The following is a 24,926-nucleotide window of genomic DNA, read 5'->3' on the forward strand; positions in this document are numbered from 1 at the left end:
CTAGCAGCAAGTAAACCCCTGACCCTCCTGGTCATTAGATAATGTCGTGACATATGCTTCATATATTAATAGACAGTAAGTAGCAGCCCTTGGCAACGGGGTAACTTATACTCCTAAATGCCAGTTACTTACTCATTAATATCTTATGTCATTCGTTTAAGCATCGTTTGTTATGTTGTCATGTCTAGCAATGAAGGCTGGACATCTGACCATTTAATAACCGTGCATTTGGTTCGTTTTGAATATCTGACGCTCTGTATTCAAGCGCTTTATTCACCCTAAAAAGAGTGATAATAAGAGAGGTTGCGTCACTTACGATAACTTTATTGTAGATGGCAAGTAGCCGCGCTTGAGACAACAAATTATAGTTACAAAACCAAAAAAACCTTGGATTTATAACTAAATGATTGTTTAATAAACAGTTTTTACGATAACTATACAGAACGTCGCCCACAGTTATATTAGTTAATGATTCACAAAAAATCTAGTCTTTTCTGTCGATTCATCAGCCATAATTTGTAAGAAGACTTATTACTATTGGTTATAGGATAGACAACAACGCTATTAAAAATTTAATGTAATAAGACCATATAAGGCTTCGCTGCGTTGATATATATCAGTTTATCTCCGTTGATATCTCTTTTAAATTATTCAGACCTACTATTAGCAACCTAGAAAATAGCACAAAAAAACCCACTAGCTATTTGGCTAGTGGGTTCTATAAGCAACGACAAATAAAGATCAGTTGCTTTTATCTTCTATCAGTGTCTTTATGCTATCACTGTTATTTTTAGGTGCGTTTGTGCTAGCAGGTTTATTGGTAGCGTTTGAGCTGTTACTGGTGCCAGTATTAGCTGTGCTTGGTGGTTTTGGTGCAGGTACGACTGGTGGTTTTTTACTAGTCGTATTGTTTTCAGGTGCTGGCGTTACTGGCTTTTTGTTGTCCTGTTTTGGTTTATTGGCATCATTTTCAGTTTTTGCTGGTGCTTCAGGAGTAGACTGTGGCTCTCCTCCAACGGTACGCTCTTCAGTAACGGATAGCGTGGCTGAGGTATCGACTGACTGGCGGATGCTTTCTTCTGTACTGCGGCTACTACTAGCGGTACTCTGACTGCTTTGACTAGACCCGCTATCGGTAGCTTGATTGTTACTAGTATTATTGACTGCTTGAGCCTGCTGACGTGCTGGTACTTCACGTTTAGTCGGCTTAAGATTCACAGCCCGCGTACGCTTGGTACTCAAGTCTTTTACTGGATCAGGGCGTTCGTAGTTATCGATAATACTGACATATCGATTGATCTCTTCTGGCAGCACTCGCACATTAGCAGGTAGCTTAAAATCTACCAATTTAGATGCGCCTGCCGCTTCTTGTGGACTACTCATCAGTCCATAAGTCAACATATAACGGATTTGTTTTTCTTCATCAAGGTAGCGAAAATAAGCAAACTTATCACGATCCGCACGGCCTTCAAGATAGCTGACAATCACATCATTCTCAGCAACGTTCATCACCTGCACGGTCCACTTGCCTTTATTAGCGAGTAAGTAACGCTTATCCTTGAACTCATCAGGATAGTTACGTAAATCACGGACAGTTGCATCAAAACTGATTGGCTGCACATCCGTATCAAGCTCATGTAGCGACTCGATCTGCAATGGCTGTTCAAACTCTTCTGCTAGCATTTGCGGCACTGATACCGGCTCGTTTTCGATTTTGGCACCCATTGCTGGTGTCTGACTGAGCATCCACACTAGGGCGGTAACAACGCCCAACAGCAGCGTCACTACTAGCCAAATCAATGCTTGACGACTGTGTGACTGCCTAGCGGTACGCGTCGTCGATTTTGATGCTGCCATGGAGATATCCTTGGTAAAAACACATTTAAGAGGAGTGTAGAAATACTCATTCTAGCAGAGGTGCCGTCAGTAACCTTAATAACCTCAGTACTTATCAAAAACGCTCATCAAAAGTGTTTACCAACGCTTGATATAAACAACTGATCGCTAAGATTTTGATAAACTATGCGCTATGTTGTGATAACACTTCAGATAACAGTGCCGAATCGAAATCATTAGTTAACACCGCACTGCCTATTGATTTTAACAAAATCAGCCTGATTTGTCCGTGTTTGACTTTTTTGTCGTGACCCATTAAATTCAGAGCCGTTTGTGCATCAATTGCAGGCGGCGTAATTGGCAAATTACCTAGAATTAGAACGCGTCTAATGCGTGCAACATCATCATGGGTCAACCAACCGATTTTTTGGGATAATTCAGCAGCTTGCATCATGCCAGCGGCTACTGCCTCACCGTGTAACCAATTGCCATAACCTTGATGAGTCTCTATCACATGACCAAAGGTATGTCCAAAGTTAAGCAATGCACGTACACCGGATTCTCTTTCATCTTGCGCTACGACATCTGCTTTGTATTGGCAGCAGCGCTTCACGGCTTCACCAAGCACAGCCAAATCTAGTGCCATCATCGCTGGCAAATTCTCTTCAAGCCATACCAAAAATGCATCGTCCATAATAAGCGCATATTTGATGATTTCAGCAACGCCTGCCGATAGCTCACGCGCAGGTAAGGTTTTGAGCGTACTCATGTCTGCAAGCACCATCTGCGGCTGCCAGAACGCGCCAATCATGTTTTTGCCTTGTGCATGATTGATACCCGTCTTACCCCCGACACTAGAATCAACTTGTGATAATAGTGTTGTTGGAATTTGGATAAAGTTCACTCCTCGCATAAAACTGGCTGCAGCAAAACCTGTCATATCACCAATCACGCCGCCGCCAAGCGCAATAAGTGTGACGTCACGATTGAAGTGCTCTGTCATTAGTGCATCATAGATCTTATCAATGCTTTGCTGGTTCTTGTATTGCTCACCATCTGGCAACACACAAACCTTTACTGTGAATTGCTCTGCCAGCTCGTCTTCCAATGCTTTTAGGTACAGGGGGGCGACCGTATCATTGGTGACAATTAATACTTGGCGACCACTGATATAAGGGGCAATCTGTTTTGCCATACTACTGTTTTCTGCCTCAGCATCTTCAGTAATAACAATTGGATAGTCATGGCTCTGAGCGTGAACAGTTAGGCGATCATGAAATAGTGATGCTGTCATGAGACACTCCTTAAGCATTTTTATTAGGGTAAAAGTAACTGAATTGACAGGTCGATACTATTGTTAACAGTTAAAATTATTAAAAATTAACATCTATAATATCGACCTATTTCTCATTATCTGTCAGCGATGCATCAGTACAGTCAAAAAACGTGGTTAGCTGCTGCAATAACTGATTGACCATATGGCGTGGGTAGGTGTGACCAGTGGGCATAATAATATGCGAAACCTGACGATATAATGGGTCACGAATGCTATATAGCTCTTGCAAGATTTTTCTGGGATTAGGCTGTTGTAGGAGTGGTCGCGATTTGTCTTTAGCAGTGCGTGCCATTTGTACATCAACGGGTGCATTTAGATAAACCACAATGCCACGTTGTTTTAAAAACGCTCGGTTTTCGGCACACATGACCGCACCACCGCCTGTCGCTAATACGATTTGGGGCGTTTGAGTCAATTCATCAATGGCACGTGTTTCACGCTCACGGAAACCTGCTTCGCCTTCTTTGGCAAATATCCAAGCAATATCGGCACCTGTTTGCGATTCAATATACCAATCGCTATCTACAAAAGTTCGACCCAGTTGCTTGGCAAGCAATTTGCCAATCGTTGTCTTCCCTGCTCCCATCGGTCCCACTAAAAACACCGACGGCAATTCCTGCACCATAATACTCACTCAGCTAAATTAGCTATGATACAACGTCATTGATATTCTGGCTAGTAATGCGCCATGATTATTGTCAGTAATATTTAGAGCGTCCTGCCCATTAGCCAATGTAGGTATATCGCAATCTTAGAGATATTTGATTCGCGCACAAAAAAAGCAAGCACGATGGCTTGCTTTTTAACTAAGGCGCAATAGATAGACGGTTAGTTCAGACGACTAGTACCATCATTGATCAGTTTTGGTGTGATAAAGATGAGTAGCTCTTCCTTGTTGTTATTACGGACATCTCTACGGAATGCGCGACCGATGTATGGTAAATCACCTAAGAAAGGCACTTTGTCTACATTATTGTTGGTACGGTTTCTAAATATTCCGCCCAGTACAACCGTTTGACCATCTTCGATAGTGACGTTGGTTGATATAGAGTCTTCATTGATAGCAACGATGCCATTAGTGAACACTGGCGTGCCGTTGGTGATAAGCAACTGCAAGCCAATCTTACCATCAGGTGTGATGTTCGGTGTGGCCTCCAAGCTCAATGCTGCTTCTCTGAAGCTGGTCGTAGTTGCACCGCTAGCTGAGGCTTCCTGATAAGGAATCTGTGTACCAGAAGAGACTTTCGCGGTTTGCTTATCAGCGGTCAACACTTTCGGCGTAGAAATGACCTCACCGCGATTGTCTGCTTGCAAGGCGGACAGTTCAAGGTCGAGCATGTAATCAGAAATATTTAGTAAGCCAAAGGCAATGCTGCCAGCCGCATTATCAATACCCAAATCCACATTGAGGTTGTCAGGACTAGTGATATCATAAGAAGGGTAAGAAACCGTTTGTCCGTTAATTGTCGTGGTTTCTATATCAAAATCTTTAAGATCTGCTAACGTCTGATTACTACCACCAACCAATAAGTTACGGTTAGTAGCTGCGCCACTAGACAAGATACCCCAGCTTACGCCAATCTCTTTACTGAAAGTATCAGTGGCGCTCACGATACGCGCTTCAATCATGACTTGTCGAACAGGAATATCGATTTTACTGATTAATTTGTGGATATTCTCAATGCTATCCGCCACGTCTTTAATGATGAGTGTGTTGGTACGCTCATCAATCGTTACCGTGCCACGACTGGATAATAACGTATTGTTGTCATCTACTCGATTTGACAGACTACTGTTGTTATTCGATGCGCCGCTGCCTTGAGAAATAAGTGTTAAGACATCTTGTGCTTTTGCATAGCTCAGACGAATATATTCAGTACGGAGCGGTGCATAAGATTGAACCGCTTGTTGTGCTTCTAGCTCACGAGCTTCTTGCTCTGCAAGCTCTGTAGAAGGCGCGACCAAAATGACATTACCGTTTTCGCGCTTACCTAAATTTTTACTTTTTAAGATAATATCAAGCGCTTGATCCCAAGGTACATTAATCAGACGCAACGTAATATTACCAGCGACTGAATCGCTAGCCACAACATTCATCTCAGTAAACTGCGCTAAGATATCTAGAACACTACGAATTTCAACGTCTTGAAACTCCATAGACAACGGCTCGCCGCTATATACTCTTTCTTCAAGCGTCGGCTCACGTAGCAGCTCAGGCCTATTGATACTGATATTTAATTGATTGCCTGACTGGTAAGCTTGATATTCGTAGTCCTCAGTCATGTTGATAGTGACAACACCATTTTGACCTTGGTTTTTTGTATCAATACTACTAACCAGACCACTATTAATATTTAATCGACGCAACAGGTTTCTAGGAACCGTACTGCCCGTTAGGCGTACCACAAGCTTGTTACCCTGACGCTGTACGTCCACTGGGATGGCTTCATTGGCCAGTACCATACTGACGTTGCCACCACCGTCACTACCTGCCGAAAAATTGACCGCGCTTAGACCGTCATAACTGTACTGTCTACTTACTTGTGAGGAAGCGAGCTGCGGATTTAGTAGTGGATTAACTCTTACCACCATCGTGTCGGCTGGCACTTCGTTTTTTACTACTGTGGTACTGGTTGTTTGGACAGCCGCCACAGGAGTAGCACTCGTCTCGACAATTGGTGTCACGACTGCCGTGGTGGTTATACCATTGTTGTTATTAAGGACATCTTGTATAGGGTCATCAGTTACCACTGGGCGGTTAGGATCAGTAATCGTCAATAGTAGATCATTACCCTCAATCGCTGTGGTGTAATTTCCTGACTGTTTGAGACCAACGATAAGGCGCGTTGTGCTATCGCTACTCAACGTGGTGACATCGTTGACCATACCAATATTGTATTCGTTAAAGCGACTAGTAAGACCGTTTTGCACTTGTTCAAAATCTAGTACTAAGCGGCTAGGATCATCAAGTTGGTAGGCTGCCGGCAATACAGGTAGTCCTGCAAACCCCAAACGCATTTGTGTCACTGCTGGTGCCGTTTGTACCACAGAGACATTATTGATACGCTGAGCCGCATGAGCGCTACTGCTTACTGCTACCATGCTCACTGCCAATGCTGAAATGGCAAAAGCAGAAGAAACGCGGTTACTCATCGTCATTACCTTGTTATTGCGTACTGTCATTATTTATTCCTCAAAAAATCTGCCGACTTAGCTTATGGGGGATACCAGCGACTGGGGTTTTTCAACAAACCCTGCGCGGCTGTCTGGCACAATTTCAATCAAGTTAATCTGGGTCGGCGTGATTTCAACAATACGGCCGTCATTCAATCCAAGATAATCACCTACCTTTACACTAGCAACTGAACCATCAGGGCGTTGTACCAATGCGTATCGCTGACCTTCGGGTGAAACCACGACTCCTCGAAAGATCAGTTGCGATAACTCATATTGCTCAAGTGGTTCTTTGACCCTTGTAATGTCTGGGCGGACGCCATCAATAGACGTCGTAGGACCTTGTACATTGACCAAGCTTGGCGGTAGAAAAGGACTACGCTGCGCGCTGGCACTATAGACAAAATCTTCTACCAGTTCAGCTTGAGGCGGTGGTTCGATAGGCTGTGCTGGCTGGTTACGAATATCAGTCATCGCTTGCTCTGCCATTCCGATACGGTCAGCACAGCCAGCCATAAATACAGCTGAGACACTCAAAGCCAACAACATGGGTAATTTTTGTATACTCATTAGTTGCCTCCTGCGTTTGTATCAGTAGCGACTGCTGCTTCATCTTCAGGAGCAGCTTCTTTGGAACGATAAGTCTTCGTTTGCAGTACCAAATTCAGTTCTGGTAAAACATCCAAACTCGGCTGCGGGTTACTCACTTCAAAATCATGCATAGTAATGATTCGAGGTAATGCAGCAAGGCCACTGATAAAGCTACCAAATTGATGATACTCACCCAAAGCCGCGATACGGATCGGCTGCTCAATAAAGAATTCGTTTTCAATCTCAGGCTCTACTGATATATCTTGGAAACGAATATTACTACCGACACCTGTCATATTGATACCTTCTACCAATTCTGACACACGGGTATCTTTTGGCAACTGATCTAACAAGGTATTAAATTCAGTTTCCATTTGCACAACTTGCGCTTGATAAGCTTCTAAGTGACGCGCACGTGACTCTTTTTCACGGTAGCTGTCAAGCAAGGTCTGTTGCTGACTCTCAGCTGCCTTGATCTCATCTATTTTGCTGCTAATTGGTAGCGCCCATGACAGTGCCGCGATAAAGGTAATAATAAGACCAATTACCGTTACCTTTACTGGTAATGGCCAGCTGCCATAGTTCTCAGAATCCAACGATTCAAAGCTGCGGCGGAATTCATTTAAGTCAAACTGCTTTTTCGGTTTTAACGCCGTTTTCTTAGTTTTGACTAGGCTTTTCTTGCGGACAAGCTTCATAACTCCCCTCCCACACCATCTTCAGCAGGAACAGGTGTCTCAGATTGTACTTTAGTCGTTACCACAAACTGCACATAACTGTCTTCAGGGTATACAGGACGTGGTTGTTCGCCAGTAGCGACAGTGTTATTAAGTACTGGGGCTGCTTCATAAGCACTGATATTCTGCTGAATATTACTCACTGCCGAGTTACCCATCCACTTACTACTATCTAAGTTACGAATCAAGCTCGACACAATGTTTGGGTTATCTGCAAGGCCTGTCAAAGTCAAAACATCGCCTTCGCGTTTTAGGTTGTTCAAATATAGTGCTGGTGGAATGGCACGAGCCAAGTCATCCCATAAGCGTACAGGAACCGGACGGCGACCCTGCAAGTCCTGAATAACCTGCATACGCGAGATAATATCTTCACGGCGCTGCTCTAAACTGTCAATTTCAGTGAGTGCCGTATCTAAGCGTGCGTTTTCTTGTTCAATTAATGCATTGGCATCAAGCTGCTCATCGAGCTCATTATTGAAATAGCTCCATGAAGCAAATGCAGCCAGTAAAGTGAGTAGAGTCACTGCGACTACCAGAGTCATAAACTCTTTGTTGCGACGGTCACGCTCTTCTTGTCGCCAAGGTAAAAGGTTAATACGAGCCATTAGTCAAAGCTCCTTAACGCAAGACCGCATGCAGCCATTAGGCTTGGTGCATCAATGGTCAATTGTTCATTATCAATATTAGGCGCAATGGTCATATTGGTAAATGGATTGGCCACACTAACACTCACCCCGAGTTTTTGTTGTGCCAATCCAGCGAGACCTGCGATAGAGCTACTACCGCCTGCAAGTACTACATGGTCAATACTGCTGTACTGACTAGAAGAGAAATAAAACTGCAAAGAACGAGTGATTTGTTGAATGGTACTTTCTATAAAGGGGGTCAAGATTTCAGGATAGTAATCATCAGGTAAAGTACGTTCACGCTTGCTCAGCGTTGCTTCTTCAAACGATAATCCGTAGCGATTCTGGATGGCTTCTGTCAGTTGCACCCCGCCAAATAACTGCTCACGACTATAAATAAACTCGCCATTTTTTGCGATATACAAGGTAGTTTGATTATGACCAATATCTACCAATGCAACCAACTCTGGCATGTTTGGCAGATTGTCTACCATCAACCCAAAAGCGCGTTCAATAGCATGCGACTCAATATCCATGACCTTGGCTTGCATACCACCAAATGTGAGGGCATCAACACGTTGGTCGACGTTTTCTGAGCGAGAGGCTGCGAGCAACACTTGCACCATATTGTCATCAACTAAAGACGGGCCTAGCACCTCAAAGTCGAGATTGACGTCTTCTAGTGGATAAGGCACATACTGGTCAGCATCCAAACGTATCTGTGCTTCGCGCTCAACATCGTTTAGTACCATATCCATGTCAATGATTTTGGTAATGACAGCAGATCCTGACACAGCTGTTGCCGCATTACTGCCCGCTACCTGGCACCGTCTCGCTAGACTGGCTATAATGTTGCCAACCGCTTCTGTGTCTACTAAGAGTTTGTCAACGACTATACCTTCCGGTATTCTCTCGATACCATAAGATTTGAGATGGAACATGCCTTGTTGGCGCTGTATGTCAACCAACTTCACTGAAGTGGCACAAATATCCACACCAATCAAATGTCGACTTTTAGAAGTAAATAGCCTCACAAACTCTATACCTTATATTAAGTGTACAATCTGATAGTTATTTGTAATAATTGAATACAATACTTTACTTAATTGATAGATTCAAGCGTTTAAAAATATATTAAGGCCTACTTACACATTTATTATGACCTGCTGATTTTGTTCAAGGTATAATGAGTTATCCGCTACAAACTCTAATTAATAAGTCTTATTATGGCCAAAAAAAATGCTACCGCTCGTCTCATTCACTTTTTGGTGGGGCTTTTTGTCGCTTGCCTAGCATTGGCAGTCATCTTAGCACTTGCTGTGCCCATTGGTTTTTATGGCATGGCGATGTATTTATCGCCGACTCTGCCTAGCACTCAAGAAATCAAAACTGCCAACCTAGAAATGCCATTGCAGATTTATAGTAGCGATGACAAATTGATTGGTCAATATGGTAACCGTTTATCATTGCCAGTCACTTTTGATGAAATACCAAAAGATTTGACTCATGCTTTTTTAGCAGCAGAAGATGCTTCTTTTTTTCAGCATAGTGGTATTAGTATCAAAGGGCTTGGGCGCGCAGTTACTGAAGTTGTGACTGATGACGATAGTCAAACTGGTGGATCTACTATCACCATGCAGGTCGCCAAAAATTACTTTTTGAGTCCAGAGCGTACCTTAAATCGTAAACTGACGGAATTATTTTTAGCACGTAAAATCGAAGACGAGCTGAGTAAAAATGATATTTTAACTCTATATGTCAATAAGATTTATTTGGGCGAAGGCGCTTACGGCATTCGCGCTGCTGCCAAAAAGTATTATAGTAAATCATTAGACAGTTTAAGTATTGCTGAGATGGCAATGCTTGCCGGTCTACCAAAAGCCCCTTCTAAATACAATCCTGTTGCCAATCCTACGCGGGCTTTGACTCGCCGCAACTGGATTATTGGCCGTATGCATGAGCTTGGCTACATTACCAAGGCTCAACATGATGAAGCCGTAAACTCACCTGTGGGCATCAAACTATATCAAGAAAAGCTTGATGTAAATATGCCTTATTTAGCAGAAATGACGCGTGCTACCTTAGTTGAACGCTACGGTGAGCAAGTCATGCATGGCGGTTGGCGCGTACGTCTCACGGTCGATAGCAAAGCACAAACAGATGCAGAAGCTGCCATACTAACAGGCTTAGTGGCCTATGAGCACCGTCATGGTTGGCGCGGTGCCGAAGCAAATGACGAGCCTCTCGAAAATTTCCAGCGCTATAGCAATATGTCCCCTGCTAAAGTTACCAAAGTCAACGCTCGTAGTTTTGAAGCGACCTTGAAGTCAGGTGAAAACGTAACAGTCAACTGGTCTGGTATGCGCTGGGCACGTAAATATATCTCTGCCAACCGTATCGGTTACTACCCTGATAATGCCAGCCAAGTGGTCAGCAAAAATGATATCGTTCGCGTAATACCTACTAACAATGGCAGTTGGCAACTGGGTCAAATACCTGAAGTACAAGGTAGCTTGGTTTCTTTGAATCCAGAAACTGGTGCTGTCAATGCCTTGGTAGGCGGCTTTGACTTTAACCACAGTAAATTTAACCGAGCCTTACAAAGCTGGCGTCAACCTGGTTCAACCATTAAACCGCTTGTCTACACCGCTGCTTTAGAAAAAGGCTATCGTCCAGATAGTATTGTCTCAGATCGTCCTATACAAGTAGGGGACTGGAAACCTAAAAACTCGGACGAACGTTTCTTGGGCGATATCACCTTGCGCCGTGGTTTGTACCTGTCTCGCAACTTGGTTTCTATCCGCTTACTACAGGCCATTGGTATCTCCGATGCCCGTAACTTACTAGATGAGTTTGGCTTAGACAAAGAAAAACTACCAACGACTTTATCGCTAGCACTCGGCGCAGGACAAGCAACTCCTTTACAAATGGCAACGGCCTATTCGACCTTTGCCAACGGTGGTCATCGTGTACAGCCCTACTTTATTGAGCAAATCTATAACTATAAGAACGAGCTACTATTCCAAGCCAACCCTCTCCAAGCCTGTGCATTGTGTTTCAACGAGCAACTCGAAGAGGTCAATAAAACGCTATTAGAGGAATACAATCAATCACTCGAAGATGAGACTAGCACCACCGATGAGTCGACTACTGAAGACTTAGAGAGTGATGGAGAGACTGAAGAAGAAGCTACTACTGTTGCTGATGATACGATCTACAACGCAGGTCCACAGTCAGATCGCTTAAAAGCGCCTGCTGTACAGTACATCATGGCCAAACAAGCACCGCGAATACTAAAACCTAGAGTCGCATTTGAGATGGCAGATATCCTACGTGATGTCGTGCAGCGCGGTACTGCAGTACGAGCAAAAGCTTTGGGACGTGATGATATTGGCGGCAAAACTGGTACCACCAATGAAGCTAAAGACGCCTGGTTTGCAGGGTTTCATCCTACCAATGCAACAGTAGTATGGATGGGCTTTGATCAACCGACATCTATGGGTCGCCGTGAGTACGGTGGCGTGGCCGCCCTGCCCGTTTGGATAGACTTCATGAAAGCACAGCTCGAAGACACACCAAATCAGTGGGTATCTATCAATAATCGCTCAAAATCTAAAAAGCAACAACAGCAAATTATAGAAATGACTGATGATGGCATTGTCTCTAATGCTGCTGACGATGATGAGTTGTCCGATACCAATCAACCTGCAAAACCGGTTAAAACTCAAACCCAGCAGCGCAAACCAACTGCCCCTGAACCTATCGAAAACTCAAGCATTTCACAGACACAGGCATCGGGCAACAGTCGGAGTACTGACGGATCATCACAAAATGCTTTGTCAGCAACACCCGTTCAGCGTATGCCACCAATGCCAGAGTAGTTTCTATAAATTTATAGCACGTATTTAGAGCAAAAAGACCTGTCCAGTAATCACTGAACAGGTCTTTTTTTATGCTATTAGTTATTATCTCATTTATACTTCCAAGCAGTTTTATTAGAACTCAACCATCCCTGCACGCAACTGCTCAATCAACTCTAAAAGCTGTTGACGCCATTCGCGTATCGTGGCCTCATCAGGTAGCCACTGATTCGATAGAGTAACAACATTAACAATAAGATCTGGTGATACTGAGTTGTCGTTTGGTGTATTGTCTACAACAGTATCTGGTGGTACCGCATAGAGACAGCGTTGATAAGCACGCTCTATATTTGCCACAAAACCTTGCTGCTGCAATTGCTGTAAGCGCTGAATCTCAGGAGATACTTGCGTACGCTCGCTCAGTGCTTGCTCAATATCGAGCAACGTTGGTGCAGTCATGTTTAAACTATAGAAATGACCCAGTTCTTGAATAAATGCTAATAGTGCGCCATGCAAATGGAAAATAGCGGTTTCACAATGTGCCTGGTATAACTGCTTGTCATTGGAACCGCCTGCTGCTTGGCAAGATAAACGACAAAAATATAGCTTTTGATTGGTTCGATCTGCTTGGTATTTAGCGACGCGTGTTTTACCTGCCATTTGCTAATTGTCCTTTTATAAATAGTGAATTAGAGCCTATTTCCCAGTGTACTATTTTTTTAGATGATAGCACCATGCCTTTCTCAGTTTTTTACACGCACAAAAAAGCCAGCAACTTAGGCTGGCTTTTTATCAAATTAAGAATGAATCAAGATACTTAATACGATTAGTTGTCTTGATTCAACTCTTGAGCAAATGCTTCATCAAAGCTAGCGAAGTCTTTGCTATCAGTGCTTGCAGTCATATCGAAAGCGGCATTAAGATCTTTATCTTGTAGCTTCTGATCTGCTGCTTCTTTACGTGCCTTGTGGTAAGCGAGCCCCGTACCTGCAGGAATCAAGCGACCAACAACCACGTTTTCTTTCAGACCACGTAGCTCATCCACTTTACCAGTCACAGCAGCCGCAGTTAGTACACGGGTTGTCTCCTGGAATGACGCTGCTGAGATAAAGCTTTCAGTTGCAAGACTTGCTTTGGTGATACCTAACAATTGACGCTCAAACTGTACTGGGAATTTATCTTCCGCTTCTAGCTTCGCATTCAATGCTTTGATATCTGCATACTCGACCTGATCACCTTTGAAGTGACTTGAATCGCCGCCGTCAGTGATTTCAACTTTACGCAGCATCTGACGAATGATAACTTCGATGTGCTTGTCGTTGATTTTTACGCCCTGCAAGCGATAAACGTCCTGTACTTCATTGACGATATAGTCAGCAAGCGCAGTTTGTCCTTTCAGACGTAAGATATCATGCGGGTTTTGTGGACCATCAGCGATAACCTCACCACGTGCTACTGTCTCGTTTTCAAAGACGTTGATTTGACGCCATTTCGGGATTAGCTCTTCATGTACTTCACCATCTTCATTAGTAATAATAAAGCGGTTTTTACCCTTGGTCTCTTTACCGAAGCTAACCACACCAGTCATTTCTGCCATGATGGCGTGATCTTTTGGACGACGTGCTTCGAACAAGTCAGCAACACGTGGTAGACCACCAGTAATATCTTTTGTACCAGAAGACGCTTGTGGTACACGGCCTAGAATCGAACCGGCTGCTACTTTTTCACCGTCGCTTACGCGGATGATCGTTTCAGCTGGTAAGAAGTAAACCACTTCTTTGCCTTCATCAGTGTTCAAGATAATCGCAGGACGTAAGTCTTTTGCTGAGCTTGAACGGTCACGAGTCGCTAGAATCTCAAACGAGCTCATACCAGTCGCATCATCAACTTTTACTGTTGCAGTCATACCATCAGTGATGTCACTGAAGCGTGCTGTACCAGCAAATTCTGTGATAATTGGATGCGTATGCGGATCCCATTTAGCGATAGTTTGACCGCCTTCAACCTGCTCTTCGTCTTTTACAAGGACGCTTGAACCATATGGTACTTTATAGCGCTCACGCTCACGGCCAAGCTCATCGGTCAATGCGATTTCAGCTGAACGCGATACGATGACTAAGTGACCATCAGTATGCTGTACTGTTTTCATGTTCTCAAAGTGCGCTTGACCAGCATTACGTACAGAGATGCTGTTATCTACAGAAGCTGAGCTCGCGGCCCCGCCCACGTGGAACGTACGCATGGTTAACTGAGTACCCGGCTCACCGATAGACTGAGCAGCCATAACACCAACTGACTCGCCAATGTTCACTTTATGACCACGTGCAAGGTCACGACCATAACACTGTGAACACACGCCATGTTCGATATTACAAGTAATAACTGAGCGCACCCAGATATCATCGATTGCGTTGTTATCTAGAACGTTAACCCAGTACTCATCAATCAATGTACCCGCTGGAATCAAGATCTTATCAGCATCATCATTGTACGCAACATCGCGTGCAGTAACACGGCCCAGTACTAGCTCACCTAGCTTCTCAATGATTTCACCACCTTGGATATGTGGTTTCATGAGTAGGCCTTCTTCGGTACCACAATCATCGCTGGTGATAACCAAATCTTGCGCCACATCAACCAGACGACGAGTTAGGTAACCCGAGTTAGCTGTTTTCAGTGCGGTATCCGCTAGACCTTTACGTGCACCGTGAGTTGAGATGAAGTACTGTAGTACGGTCAAACCTTCACGGAAGTTAGCTTTAATCGGTGTCTCAATGATTGAGCCATCTGGTTTCGCCATCAGACCACGCATACCTGCCAACTGACGAATCTGTGCCGCACTACCACGAGCACCAGAATCCGACATGATGAAGATAGAGTTGAATGACTTCTGCTCGTCCTCTTCACCTTGTGCGTTGATAACTTTATCTGTTGCCAAGTTGTCCATCATCGCCTTAGCGACTTTGTCATTAGTACGTGACCAAATGTCAACGACTTTGTTATAACGCTCACCAGCAGTTACGAAACCTTGCTCGAACTGATCTTCGATCTCGCGAACTTCGCCTTCTGCCACTTCGATAATATTCTTTTTCAGTGGTGGAATGACCATGTCATCGATACCGATAGACACACCAGATAGCGTTGCTTGAGCAAAACCAAGATACATCAGTTGGTCAGCAAACATAACACTTTCTTTAACGCCAACTTTACGGTAGCAAGAGTTAATCAAACGAGAGATGTTTTTCTTCGTCATCTCTTGGTTACACTCATCAAACGTCATACCTTTAGGCATGATGTTCCAGATAAGTAGACGACCAGCAACCGTATCTTTGATACTGATCTCTTTGGTTTCGTTGCCGTCTTCGTCAATTTGCGTCTCAGTAACACGCACTTTGATCTTAGCGTTTACATGTAGATCGTTTGAACCAATTGCACGCAATGCTTCATTAACGGTAGCAAAAATCATGCTCTCGCCTTTGGCATTGATAGACGAGCGACTGATGTAATATAGACCCAGTACAACATCCTGAGATGGTACGATGATCGGATCACCATTCGCAGGTGACAAGATGTTGTTGGTAGACATCATCAAGGCACGTGATTCAAGCTGTGCTTCTAGCGTCAATGGCACGTGAACGGCCATTTGGTCACCATCGAAATCGGCGTTGAATGCAGTACAAACAAGCGGATGCAACTGGATTGCTTTACCTTCGATCAATACTGGCTCAAATGCTTGCAAGCCCAAACGGTGAAGTGTTGGTGCACGGTTCAAGAGTACTGGATGCTCACGGATAACCATGGCCAGCATATCCCACACTTGTGGCTCTTCACGCTCTACCATCTTTTTAGCAGCTTTAATCGTAGTCGCTAGACCATGAGACAATAGCTTGTTATAAGTAAATGGCTTGAATAGTTCTAGTGCCATTTTCTTCGGTAGACCACACTGATGTAGACGTAGTGTTGGACCTACAACGATAACCGAACGACCAGAGTAATCGACACGCTTACCAAGTAAGTTCTGACGGAAACGACCTTGCTTACCTTTGATCATATCTGCCAAAGATTTCAATGGACGCTTGTTACTACCAGTGATGGCACGACCGCGGCGACCGTTATCAAGCAACGCATCTACTGACTCTTGCAACATACGCTTTTCGTTACGTACGATGATATCAGGTGCGCTTAGCTCAAGTAGACGCTTAAGACGGTTGTTACGGTTGATCACGCGGCGATATAGATCGTTTAGATCTGATGTCGCAAAGCGGCCACCTTCTAGCGGTACTAGAGGACGCAAATCTGGTGGTAGTACTGGCAAGATATTCATTACCATCCACTCAGGCTTATTATTAGAATCACGGAATGCTTCTAATAATTTGAGACGCTTAGACATCTTCTTAAGCTTAGTCTCAGAACCAGTTTGTGGAATCGCTTCACGTAGCTCATCAATTTCAAGATCGATATCGATGTCTTTTAATAGGTCTTGAACGGCTTCAGCACCCATCTTGGCTGTGAATTCGTCACCAAACTCTTCAAGCGCTTTGTAATAATCTTCATCATCAAGCAACTGGTACTTTTCTAAGCTAGTTAGACCAGGCTCAGTTACGATGTAGCTTTCAAAATATAGAACACGCTCGATATCACGTAGCGTCATGTCTAGCAATAGACCGATGCGGCTTGGTAATGATTTCAGGAACCAGATATGCGCCACAGGACTGGCTAGGTCGATATGACCCATGCGATCACGACGAACTTTAGCAGTGGTAACTTCAACACCACATTTCTCACAGATAACGCCTTGGAACTTACGGCGCTTATATTTACCACATAAACATTCGAAATCTTTTACTGGGCCAAAGATTTTGGCACAAAAAAGACCATCACGCTCAGGCTTGAACGTGCGATAGTTAATGGTTTCAGGCTTTTTCACTTCGCCGTGCGACCATGACTTGATGACGTCAGGTGAGGCTAAAGTAATTTGAATGCTATCAAACTCTTGGTTACCGTTGCCGGTAGGGCTTTGCATGATATCGAGTAAATCTTTCAAGTTGCTTCTCCGTTATCTTTATAATCATCTGACAGCGTACTATAGACGCGGATGAGATGAATGAAGGCAATGAATAGGGTTGAGACAAATCACTAAAAGCAGCAGCAACAAAGCAGACTGCCTTTAGTGGACAACTAAGTTAAACAATGGGTTAGTTGCTTTGTTTTAACTCAATATTGATACCCAGTGATTTGATTTCTTTGGTCAGTACGTTGAACGACTCAGGCATGCCTGGATCCATATACTGCTCACCATCAACGATGTTTTTGTACATACGCGTACGGCCTTCAACATCATCCGACTTCACCGTTAACATTTCTTGCAACGTGTACGTCGCGCCATAAGCTTCTAGTGCCCATACTTCCATCTCACCAAAGCGCTGACCACCAAACTGAGCTTTACCGCCGAGTGGCTGCTGCGTCACTAGAGAATAAGAACCCGTTGAACGCGCATGCATTTTGTCATCAACCAAATGGTTCAATTTAAGCATGTACATGTAACCAACGGTTACTTTACGGTCAAACTTCTGACCAGTACGACCATCATACAGTGTCTGCTGACCATCGCGATCCATACCAGCAAGCTCAAGCAGATCTTTGACTTGGCTTTCTCTTGCGCCATCAAATACCGCTGTACCCATTGGGACACCGCCACGTAAGTTAGCTGCTAGCGCCATGATGTCGTCATCATTCAAGCTATCAAGATCAACTTGCTCACCGCCAACTTGGTTATAAATTTTATCCAAGAAGTCGCGTAGCTCTTTGATTGCTGCTTGAGATTTGAGCATACCGTCAATCTTCTCGCCCAACCCTTTCGCTGCCATACCCAAATGCGTCTCTAGAACCTGACCGATGTTCATACGAGATGGTACACCAAGCGGGTTCAATACGATGTCAACGGTATTACCATTTTCATCATAAGGCATGTCTTCAACTGGCATGATGCGCGATACAACACCTTTGTTACCATGACGACCAGCCATCTTATCACCAGGCTGAATACGACGCTTAACCGCTAGATATACTTTAACGATTTTTTGTACGCCATGTTGCAGGTCATCACCAGCAGTCAATTTGCGTTTTTTCTCAGCAAATTTCACATCGATATCTTTTTGCTTATCAACCAAGTAATCAGAAATCTGGGTCAAACGCTCAGAGATTTCTTCTTCTACTGGTTGGATATCAAGCAATGTCTCAAGGCTCATGTCTTTCATGTCAGCCAAAGCCATTACCGTACCCGCTTTTAGACCAGCCCCGCCGCTGACTTTTTGGCCATCTAAGAGATTACCAATACGGCCACGTGCTGCTTCTTCAAAGATACGTAGCTCTTCTTTCAAATCTTTGCGATAGCTATCAAGCTGCGATTTTTCAATCGCTCTTGCGCGTGCATCTTTTTCAACGCCATCACGAGTGAAGACCTGTACATCAATAACCGTACCTTTACTTGAAGTTGGTACGCGTAGTGAAGTGTCTTTCACGTCAGCCGCTTTTTCGCCAAAGATAGCCCGTAGTAGTTTCTCTTCTGGCGTTAGTTGTGTTTCACCTTTTGGCGTCACTTTACCAACTAGAATATCACCAGCGTCAACTTCAGCACCGATATAAACGATACCTGCTTCATCAAGGCTTGATAACGCTGCTTCACCAACGTTTGGAATATCAGCAGTGATCTCTTCTGTACCTAGCTTGGTATCACGAGCCACACAAGTCAATTCTTGGATATGAATAGTAGTGAAGCGATCTTCTTTCACGACTTTTTCAGATAGCAAGATTGAATCTTCGAAGTTGTAACCATTCCACGGCATAAATGCGATGCGAATGTTCTGACCAAGTGCAAGCTCACCAAGATCCGTTGAAGGACCATCAGCCAAGATATCACCCAAAGCAATCTCATCACCTTGGTTAACGATAATACGTTGGTTGATACAGGTGTTCTGGTTAGAGCGCGTGTATTTGATCAAGTTATAGATATCGATACCCGCTTCACCAGCAGTCATCTCGTCTTCGTTCACACGAACCACGATACGTGAGGCATCAACATCTTCAATCACACCGCCACGCTTAGCAATAACACAAACACCAGAGTCACGAGCAACATGACGCTCCATACCGGTACCCACTAGCGGCTTATCAGCACGTAGCGTAGGAACTGCCTGACGCTGCATGTTCGAGCCCATCAAGGCACGGTTAGCATCATCATGCTCTAGGAACGGAATCAAACCTGCTGCAACCGATACGACCTGACTTGGCGACACATCCATATGCGTCACTTTTTCTGGAGGCATACGAACAAATTCACCATAGCTACGTACACTGACCATCTCGTCAGATAACGCGCCTTCTGGAGTTATTGGTGAATCAGCCTGTGCAATGACCGTACCGACTTCTTCAATAGCTGATAGATACTCAATAACGTCAGTCACTTTACCATCAACCACACGGCGATAAGGTGTCTCTAGGAAACCAAAGCTGTTGGTTTTAGCAAAGGTCGCTAGTGAGTTGATCAGACCAATGTTTGGACCTTCAGGAGTCTCAATAGGACATACACGGCCATAATGGGTATCATGTACGTCACGTACTTCAAAGCCTGCACGTTCACGAGTAAGACCACCAGGTCCTAATGCTGATACACGGCGCTTATGAGTAACTTCAGACAACGGGTTGTTCTGATCCATAAACTGTGACAACTGGCTTGAACCAAAGAATTCTTTCACTGCAGCCGCAACTGGCTTAGAGTTGATCAAATCTTGTGGTGACAAGTTATCAGATTCCGCTGAGCTTAAACGCTCTTTTACCGCACGCTCAACACGTACTAGACCAACACGGAACTGGTTTTCTGCCATTTCGCCAACTGAACGAATACGACGGTTACCTAAGTGATCGATATCATCGACATCGCCGCGACCATTACGAATCTCGATAAGCTCTTTTAGAACGTTAACGATATCGTCGTTGGTCAATACACTGCGTTCACGCTGTACATCAGGATCATCAGTGTTATCAAACTCTAAACCGAGACGACGGTTGAACTTCATACGGCCAACGTTTGACAAGTCATAACGATCAGCGTTGAAGAACATGCTTTCAAATAACTTTTCGGCAGTTTCAACTGTTGGTGGCTCACCTGGGCGCATGACTTTATAGATTTCGATCAACGCTTCTTCACGGCTCGACGTGCTATCCGCACGTAGCGTATCAGCGATATAACTACCTTGATCGATATCGTTCGTGAATAGGATACTGAACTCTTTGATGGCACCACTGGCTTCAAATGAGTTCAATTTAACCAATAACTCATGGTCAATTGGCGTGTTTGCTTTAGCGATAATTTCGTCATTAACAACGATATCTTCGGCTAAGATACGCTCATATAGATACTCATCAGGCACAGCGATTTTCGTCATACCTGCTTCTTCAAGCTGACGAATGCGGCGTGCATTGATACGTTTGCCCTGCTCTACGATAACGTCACCTTCAGGTGATACGATATCAAACTGCGCCATTTCGCCACGCAAGCGATCAGCAACTAGATCAATTTCGAACGTCTCTTCGGCTTTATAAACAGCAACTTTATCAAAGAATAAATCTAAGATTTCAGAAGTGGTCAGACCAAGTGCACGCAGAATGATCGATGCAAGCAGCTTACGGCGACGGTCAATACGAGCAAATACTAAGTCCTTTGCATCAAATTCAAAATCTAACCATGAACCACGGTAAGGGATGATACGTGCGTTATAAAGCACTTTACCACTTGAATGCGACTTACCTTTATCATGATCAAAGAAGACGCCAGGTGAACGATGTAGCTGAGAGACGATAACACGCTCAGTACCATTGATAATAAAGGTACCGTTCGCAGTCATCAAAGGCATCTCGCCCATATAGACGCTTTGCTCACGGATATCTTTGATAGCGGCTTTGCTATCTTTGTCTTTGCTGTCTTTGTCTTTGATGATCAAACGGATTTTGACACGCATTGGCGCAGCAAACGTTGAACCACGTAAGATACACTCACGCTCATCAAATTCAGGCGTGCCTAAATAGTACTCAACAAATTGCAACTCAGCGTTACCAGAGTGACTCTCAATTGGGAAAATAGAGGAATACGCAGCTTGCAAACCAGTATTCTCACGAGCTTTTGGCTTTTTGTGCTCTTGCAAAAATTGCTCGTAAGAATCTACTTGAATAGACAGTAAATAGGGAACGTCCATTACAGTGGGCAATTCAGCAAAACTTTTGCGAATACGCTTTTTTTCAGTATAAGAATATGCCATCGAGAGTCCTTACAGTAAACGTGGAAACAAATTAAAAGCGCGGCTAGCATGCATAAATAAGATGCACACTTAGCGACGTAAACGATAATATAAAACGGGTCTTCGTGTTCAGTTCATGTCTTTTCTGTCAATTACTACTTTACTCATCAGTGCTTACCTAGCACATTTCACTTAATATCATTGTTGATTGCTATATTCATGGTAGGTGAATCAGTCTATATGACTGTTGCGACCAAGAAATTCAACATCATATAATATCTTGCCTATCAGGCTAAACTTACAAATACTTTGCTAGAAATAGAGTCAGCTGAGATTGCATATAAACTACTTGCCATCTAAACTACTTCTAAATAAGCTACTTACTACCAAACCATGACCCTACACGTATAAGCGGTCTATGAATCTAAATGCCGACAATAATGCCACACCAAGTAGGCACCTTAAGATCAACAGCTTTTTTCAGAATTAAGAATCGGGGTAACTATAACTTTTAGAATCAGTATAAACTATAGTGTTGATAGGAAAGCATGCAGACACAAAAAAATGCCAAACATCTACGGACGTTTAGCTCATATTAACTGATTTCAAAAACTGGTATGTGTGCTTGCATGTATATCGTCTGTCCTTTTGATGGGTATCCACCGTGATGTTGCATACGTATGTTGGCAGACACAAAAGGTCAAGCTACGAATTATAATAAAAAAAAGCTGGCAATGCAAGGCATTACCAGCTTTTTTTAGTACAGTGTTAAACTTATTTTAGTTCAACAGTTGCACCAGCTTCTTCAAGCTTCTTCTTCAACTCTTCAGCTTCAGCTTTAGATGCAGCTTCTTTGATTGGAGCTGGAGCGCTTTCAACCAAATCTTTTGCTTCTTTCAAGCCAAGGCCAGTCGCTTCACGTACAGCTTTAATTACAGCTACTTTCTTCTCACCAAAGCTAGCAAGAACTACGTCAAACTCGTCTTTTTCTTCAGCAGCAGCAGCAGGACCAGCAGCAGCAGGTGCAGCAGCGGCAACAGCAGCTGTTACGCCGAATTTTTCTTCCATGTCGCTGATTAGCTCAACGATATCCATTACTGACATTTCAGCGATTGCATTTAACACGTCATCTTTAGATAGTGCCATGAGAACTCTCCGTTATCTGATAAAAATTAATTGATTCTAATATCGCTTTGACCGCTTGCCACGATTTCAAATAGGTGTGGCAATAAAGTGCAATCAAGGTTAGCGATGTTAAAGTTACGTTAAAACAAGCAATTAAGCAGCTTCTTTTGCGTCTTTGATTGCCGCTACAGTGCGAACGAACTTGCCAGGAACAGCGTTCATAGTCTGGACAAGCTTGGTCACTGGTGCATTCATAGTAGCCATCAAGATAGAGATTGCTTCGTCGCGAGTTGGTAGCTTCGATACGCGCTCTAGCTCTTCTGGACCATAAACTTCACCACCGACTGATACTAATTTGGTCTCTAAAGCTTTGTTATCTTTGCTAAAGTCGAAAACGACTCGAGCGGCAGATCCCAAATCTTCCATAGAGAAAGCCAAAAGTAGTGGACCAGTCATACGGTCTGACATGCTCTCAAACTTAGTGCCTTCAAAAGCGCGTTTTGCTAGTGTATTTTTCACCACTTTCAAAACAACGCCTTTATCACGGGCTTGTTCGCGCAGCTTAGTAAGCTGTGCAACACCAATTCCATGATACTCGGCAGCTACTGCTGAGTAAGCATTAGCAGCAACTTCAGACACTTCAGCCACAACTTGTTGTTTTTGTTCTAGCGTTAATGCCATAAGTTGACTCCTTTAATCTTATCAATCTACTAATAGTAAAAATGCTAAAAACCGAAGTTTATCTGCCTTTGGACTAAAAGCTACGACTGACTTGATACGACACATTACCAGATGATTCGATTAATAAAAAAAGTATCAACTGGTAACGACTGATTACGGCACCGTTATCAGAATGACGTTAAGTAATAGTTTGGAGATCGTATAAACAATCATACCGCCCTATTGCCTCGTGTCTTAAACTGTGTGGGCCACCGTCTGCGTAGGACAACTAAGATTTTCATCTGTCATCGATTAACAAAAGTGACTCATAGTCATAAGCAACTATCCGAAGATCATTACTCATGACGTTAAACCACTCTCTACCTACGGTCTTAGACAGCGTAGCAAATGCTACGCTGACCTAATTCTTTAAAAATTCTTTATGCTCATCATTCAAAATATTCGACGTGCAAATATTAGAAGATAGAGACTCTAATTATTTTGCAGTGCGATAAGGTACTGGATCGATCGTTAGACCTGGACCCATAGTGCTAGACAAAGTAATTTTCTTGATGAAAGTACCTTTAGACGTAGCAGGCTTAGCACGCTTAAGATCTGAGATTAGTGCTTGAGCATTTTGGATAACTTGCTCAGCAGTGAAACCTACTTGACCGATAGTGGTGTGGATGATACCAGCTTTATCAACACGATACTGCGCTTGTCCCGCTTTTGCGTTAGTCACAGCTTCAGCAACATTTGGCGTTACCGTACCAACTTTTGGGTTAGGCATTAGGCCACGTGGACCTAGGATCGTACCCAATTGTCCAACAACACGCATTGCATCAGGAGCGGCGATAACAACATCAAAGTCCATGTTACCGGCTTTGATTTCTTCTGCTAGGTCTTCAAAACCAACGATGTCTGCACCAGCTTCTTTAGCGGCTTCAGCAGCAGCACCTTGAGCGAATACAGCAACGCGTTTGGTTTTACCAGTACCAGCAGGTAGATTAGTTGCGCCACGAACCACTTGATCAGATTTACGTGGGTCAACGCCCAAGTTTACTGCGATATCAATAGATTCTTTGAATTTTAGCGCTGGCAAATCATTTAGGATTTGAACCGCTTCTTCAAGCGTGTATTGCTTTTCGTTATCAATACGGCTTTGAATTTCTTTTTGACGTTTGGTTAGCTTGCTCATTTACACACCCTCCACGGTAATACCCATTGAACGTGCAGTACCAGCGATGGTACGGACAGCAGCATCAAGATCAGCAGCAGTTAAATCTGCATTTTTGGTCTTAACGATTTCTTCTAGTTGGGCACGGTCAACTTTACCAACTTTAGCTGTGTTCGGTGTACCTGAACCTTTAGCAATACCAGCAGCCTTACGTAGTAAGTATGCAGCAGGTGGTGACTTCATGATGAAGGTAAAAGACTTATCGCTGTATACCGTGATCTCAGTTGGGATCGGTAGACCTGGCTCTTGGCCTGAGGTCGCAGCGTTAAATTCTTTACAGAACGCCATGATGTTCACGCCTTTTTGACCCAAAGCTGGACCAATAGGTGGTGAAGGATTAGCTTTGCCTGCAGGCACTTGCAGTTTGATGTAACCATCAATCTTCTTAGCCATGATACTCTCCTAAATGGGTAATAACGCCAAGCCAAATCATTATCTGATGTGACGGGAG

At 43.8% G+C, this 24,926-nt stretch carries 16 protein-coding genes; 1 reads left to right on the top strand and 15 read right to left on the bottom strand.

Translation table 11 applies throughout. The features are described from left to right. Nucleotides 1–741: 741 nt before the first annotated feature. The 8 genes from AC5JPY_RS06125 to pilM form a co-directional block, all read right to left on the bottom strand. Nucleotides 742–1,857 (bottom strand): hypothetical protein, encoded by a 1,116-nt coding sequence (locus AC5JPY_RS06125; protein WP_443525579.1) that lies wholly within the window; start codon nucleotides 1,855–1,857, stop codon nucleotides 742–744. Between the two features lie 163 nt (nucleotides 1,858–2,020). After that, a complete protein-coding gene (gene aroB / locus AC5JPY_RS06130) occupies nucleotides 2,021–3,130 on the bottom strand; it encodes a 3-dehydroquinate synthase (RefSeq protein ID WP_443525577.1) in 1,110 nt (369 codons plus the stop codon). Nucleotides 3,131–3,236: 106 nt separating this feature from the next. Further along, nucleotides 3,237–3,797, bottom strand: coding sequence for a shikimate kinase AroK (gene aroK, locus AC5JPY_RS06135; protein ID WP_443525576.1), 561 nt, complete (start codon nucleotides 3,795–3,797; stop codon nucleotides 3,237–3,239). A 203-nt stretch (nucleotides 3,798–4,000) separates the two neighbouring features. Then, on the bottom strand, nucleotides 4,001–6,355 hold the full coding sequence (locus tag AC5JPY_RS06140) for a type IV pilus secretin PilQ (RefSeq protein WP_443525574.1): 2,355 nt from the start codon (nucleotides 6,353–6,355) through the stop codon (nucleotides 4,001–4,003). A gap of 27 nt (nucleotides 6,356–6,382) precedes the next feature. Next, nucleotides 6,383–6,916: a pilus assembly protein PilP gene (locus tag AC5JPY_RS06145; protein WP_443525573.1), complete on the bottom strand. Its 534-nt coding sequence runs from the start codon at nucleotides 6,914–6,916 to the stop codon at nucleotides 6,383–6,385. Next, complete coding sequence (locus AC5JPY_RS06150; protein ID WP_319050985.1) at nucleotides 6,916–7,635, bottom strand: type IV pilus inner membrane component PilO; 720 nt, start codon at nucleotides 7,633–7,635, stop codon at nucleotides 6,916–6,918. Before AC5JPY_RS06150 ends, AC5JPY_RS06145 begins: the two co-directional genes overlap by 1 nt. Then, a complete protein-coding gene (locus AC5JPY_RS06155) occupies nucleotides 7,632–8,279 on the bottom strand; it encodes a PilN domain-containing protein (protein ID WP_443525571.1) in 648 nt (215 codons plus the stop codon). The genes AC5JPY_RS06150 and AC5JPY_RS06155 overlap by 4 nt, the downstream gene beginning before the upstream one ends. Then, nucleotides 8,279–9,334 (bottom strand): type IV pilus assembly protein PilM, encoded by a 1,056-nt coding sequence (pilM, locus tag AC5JPY_RS06160; RefSeq protein ID WP_319050987.1) that lies wholly within the window; start codon nucleotides 9,332–9,334, stop codon nucleotides 8,279–8,281. The genes AC5JPY_RS06155 and pilM overlap by 1 nt, the downstream gene beginning before the upstream one ends. Nucleotides 9,335–9,526: 192 nt before the next feature. Between pilM and AC5JPY_RS06165 the strand changes: the two genes are divergently transcribed. Continuing rightward, nucleotides 9,527–12,181 (top strand): penicillin-binding protein 1A, encoded by a 2,655-nt coding sequence (locus tag AC5JPY_RS06165; RefSeq protein ID WP_443525570.1) that lies wholly within the window; start codon nucleotides 9,527–9,529, stop codon nucleotides 12,179–12,181. 114 nt (nucleotides 12,182–12,295) lie between these two features. Here the strand turns inward: AC5JPY_RS06165 and AC5JPY_RS06170 are convergent, their stop codons facing one another. The 7 genes from AC5JPY_RS06170 to rplK form a co-directional block, all read right to left on the bottom strand. Continuing rightward, complete coding sequence (locus AC5JPY_RS06170; RefSeq protein ID WP_319050989.1) at nucleotides 12,296–12,820, bottom strand: DUF6586 family protein; 525 nt, start codon at nucleotides 12,818–12,820, stop codon at nucleotides 12,296–12,298. Nucleotides 12,821–12,986: 166 nt separating this feature from the next. After that, nucleotides 12,987–17,204, bottom strand: coding sequence for a DNA-directed RNA polymerase subunit beta' (rpoC, locus tag AC5JPY_RS06175; RefSeq protein ID WP_443525568.1), 4,218 nt, complete (start codon nucleotides 17,202–17,204; stop codon nucleotides 12,987–12,989). A 151-nt stretch (nucleotides 17,205–17,355) separates the two neighbouring features. Then, nucleotides 17,356–21,474: a DNA-directed RNA polymerase subunit beta gene (rpoB, locus tag AC5JPY_RS06180; protein ID WP_443525566.1), complete on the bottom strand. Its 4,119-nt coding sequence runs from the start codon at nucleotides 21,472–21,474 to the stop codon at nucleotides 17,356–17,358. Between the two features lie 753 nt (nucleotides 21,475–22,227). Next, nucleotides 22,228–22,599, bottom strand: a complete 372-nt coding sequence (gene rplL / locus AC5JPY_RS06185; protein ID WP_319050992.1) for a 50S ribosomal protein L7/L12 — start codon at nucleotides 22,597–22,599, stop codon at nucleotides 22,228–22,230. Between the two features lie 132 nt (nucleotides 22,600–22,731). Beyond that, nucleotides 22,732–23,259, bottom strand: coding sequence for a 50S ribosomal protein L10 (gene rplJ / locus AC5JPY_RS06190; RefSeq protein ID WP_057761724.1), 528 nt, complete (start codon nucleotides 23,257–23,259; stop codon nucleotides 22,732–22,734). Nucleotides 23,260–23,734: 475 nt separating this feature from the next. After that, nucleotides 23,735–24,436, bottom strand: coding sequence for a 50S ribosomal protein L1 (gene rplA, locus AC5JPY_RS06195; protein WP_319050993.1), 702 nt, complete (start codon nucleotides 24,434–24,436; stop codon nucleotides 23,735–23,737). Further along, nucleotides 24,437–24,868 (bottom strand): 50S ribosomal protein L11, encoded by a 432-nt coding sequence (gene rplK, locus AC5JPY_RS06200; RefSeq protein ID WP_058025423.1) that lies wholly within the window; start codon nucleotides 24,866–24,868, stop codon nucleotides 24,437–24,439. Between the last annotated feature and the right edge of the window lie 58 nt (nucleotides 24,869–24,926).

This window comes from Psychrobacter sp. H27 (assembly GCF_059072655.1).

Coding starts and splice junctions, on each gene's coding strand:
- AC5JPY_RS06140 (WP_443525574.1), bottom strand. CDS start 6,355: ATGACAGTACGCAATAACAAGGTAATGACGATGAGTAACCGCGTTTCT.
- aroB (WP_443525577.1), bottom strand. CDS start 3,130: ATGACAGCATCACTATTTCATGATCGCCTAACTGTTCACGCTCAGAGC.
- AC5JPY_RS06155 (WP_443525571.1), bottom strand. CDS start 8,279: ATGGCTCGTATTAACCTTTTACCTTGGCGACAAGAAGAGCGTGACCGT.
- rplJ (WP_057761724.1), bottom strand. CDS start 23,259: ATGGCATTAACGCTAGAACAAAAACAACAAGTTGTGGCTGAAGTGTCT.
- AC5JPY_RS06165 (WP_443525570.1), top strand. CDS start 9,527: ATGGCCAAAAAAAATGCTACCGCTCGTCTCATTCACTTTTTGGTGGGG.
- AC5JPY_RS06125 (WP_443525579.1), bottom strand. CDS start 1,857: ATGGCAGCATCAAAATCGACGACGCGTACCGCTAGGCAGTCACACAGT.
- rplA (WP_319050993.1), bottom strand. CDS start 24,436: ATGAGCAAGCTAACCAAACGTCAAAAAGAAATTCAAAGCCGTATTGAT.
- rpoB (WP_443525566.1), bottom strand. CDS start 21,474: ATGGCATATTCTTATACTGAAAAAAAGCGTATTCGCAAAAGTTTTGCT.
- rplL (WP_319050992.1), bottom strand. CDS start 22,599: ATGGCACTATCTAAAGATGACGTGTTAAATGCAATCGCTGAAATGTCA.
- AC5JPY_RS06150 (WP_319050985.1), bottom strand. CDS start 7,635: ATGAAGCTTGTCCGCAAGAAAAGCCTAGTCAAAACTAAGAAAACGGCG.
- AC5JPY_RS06170 (WP_319050989.1), bottom strand. CDS start 12,820: ATGGCAGGTAAAACACGCGTCGCTAAATACCAAGCAGATCGAACCAAT.
- AC5JPY_RS06145 (WP_443525573.1), bottom strand. CDS start 6,916: ATGAGTATACAAAAATTACCCATGTTGTTGGCTTTGAGTGTCTCAGCT.
- aroK (WP_443525576.1), bottom strand. CDS start 3,797: ATGGTGCAGGAATTGCCGTCGGTGTTTTTAGTGGGACCGATGGGAGCA.
- rplK (WP_058025423.1), bottom strand. CDS start 24,868: ATGGCTAAGAAGATTGATGGTTACATCAAACTGCAAGTGCCTGCAGGC.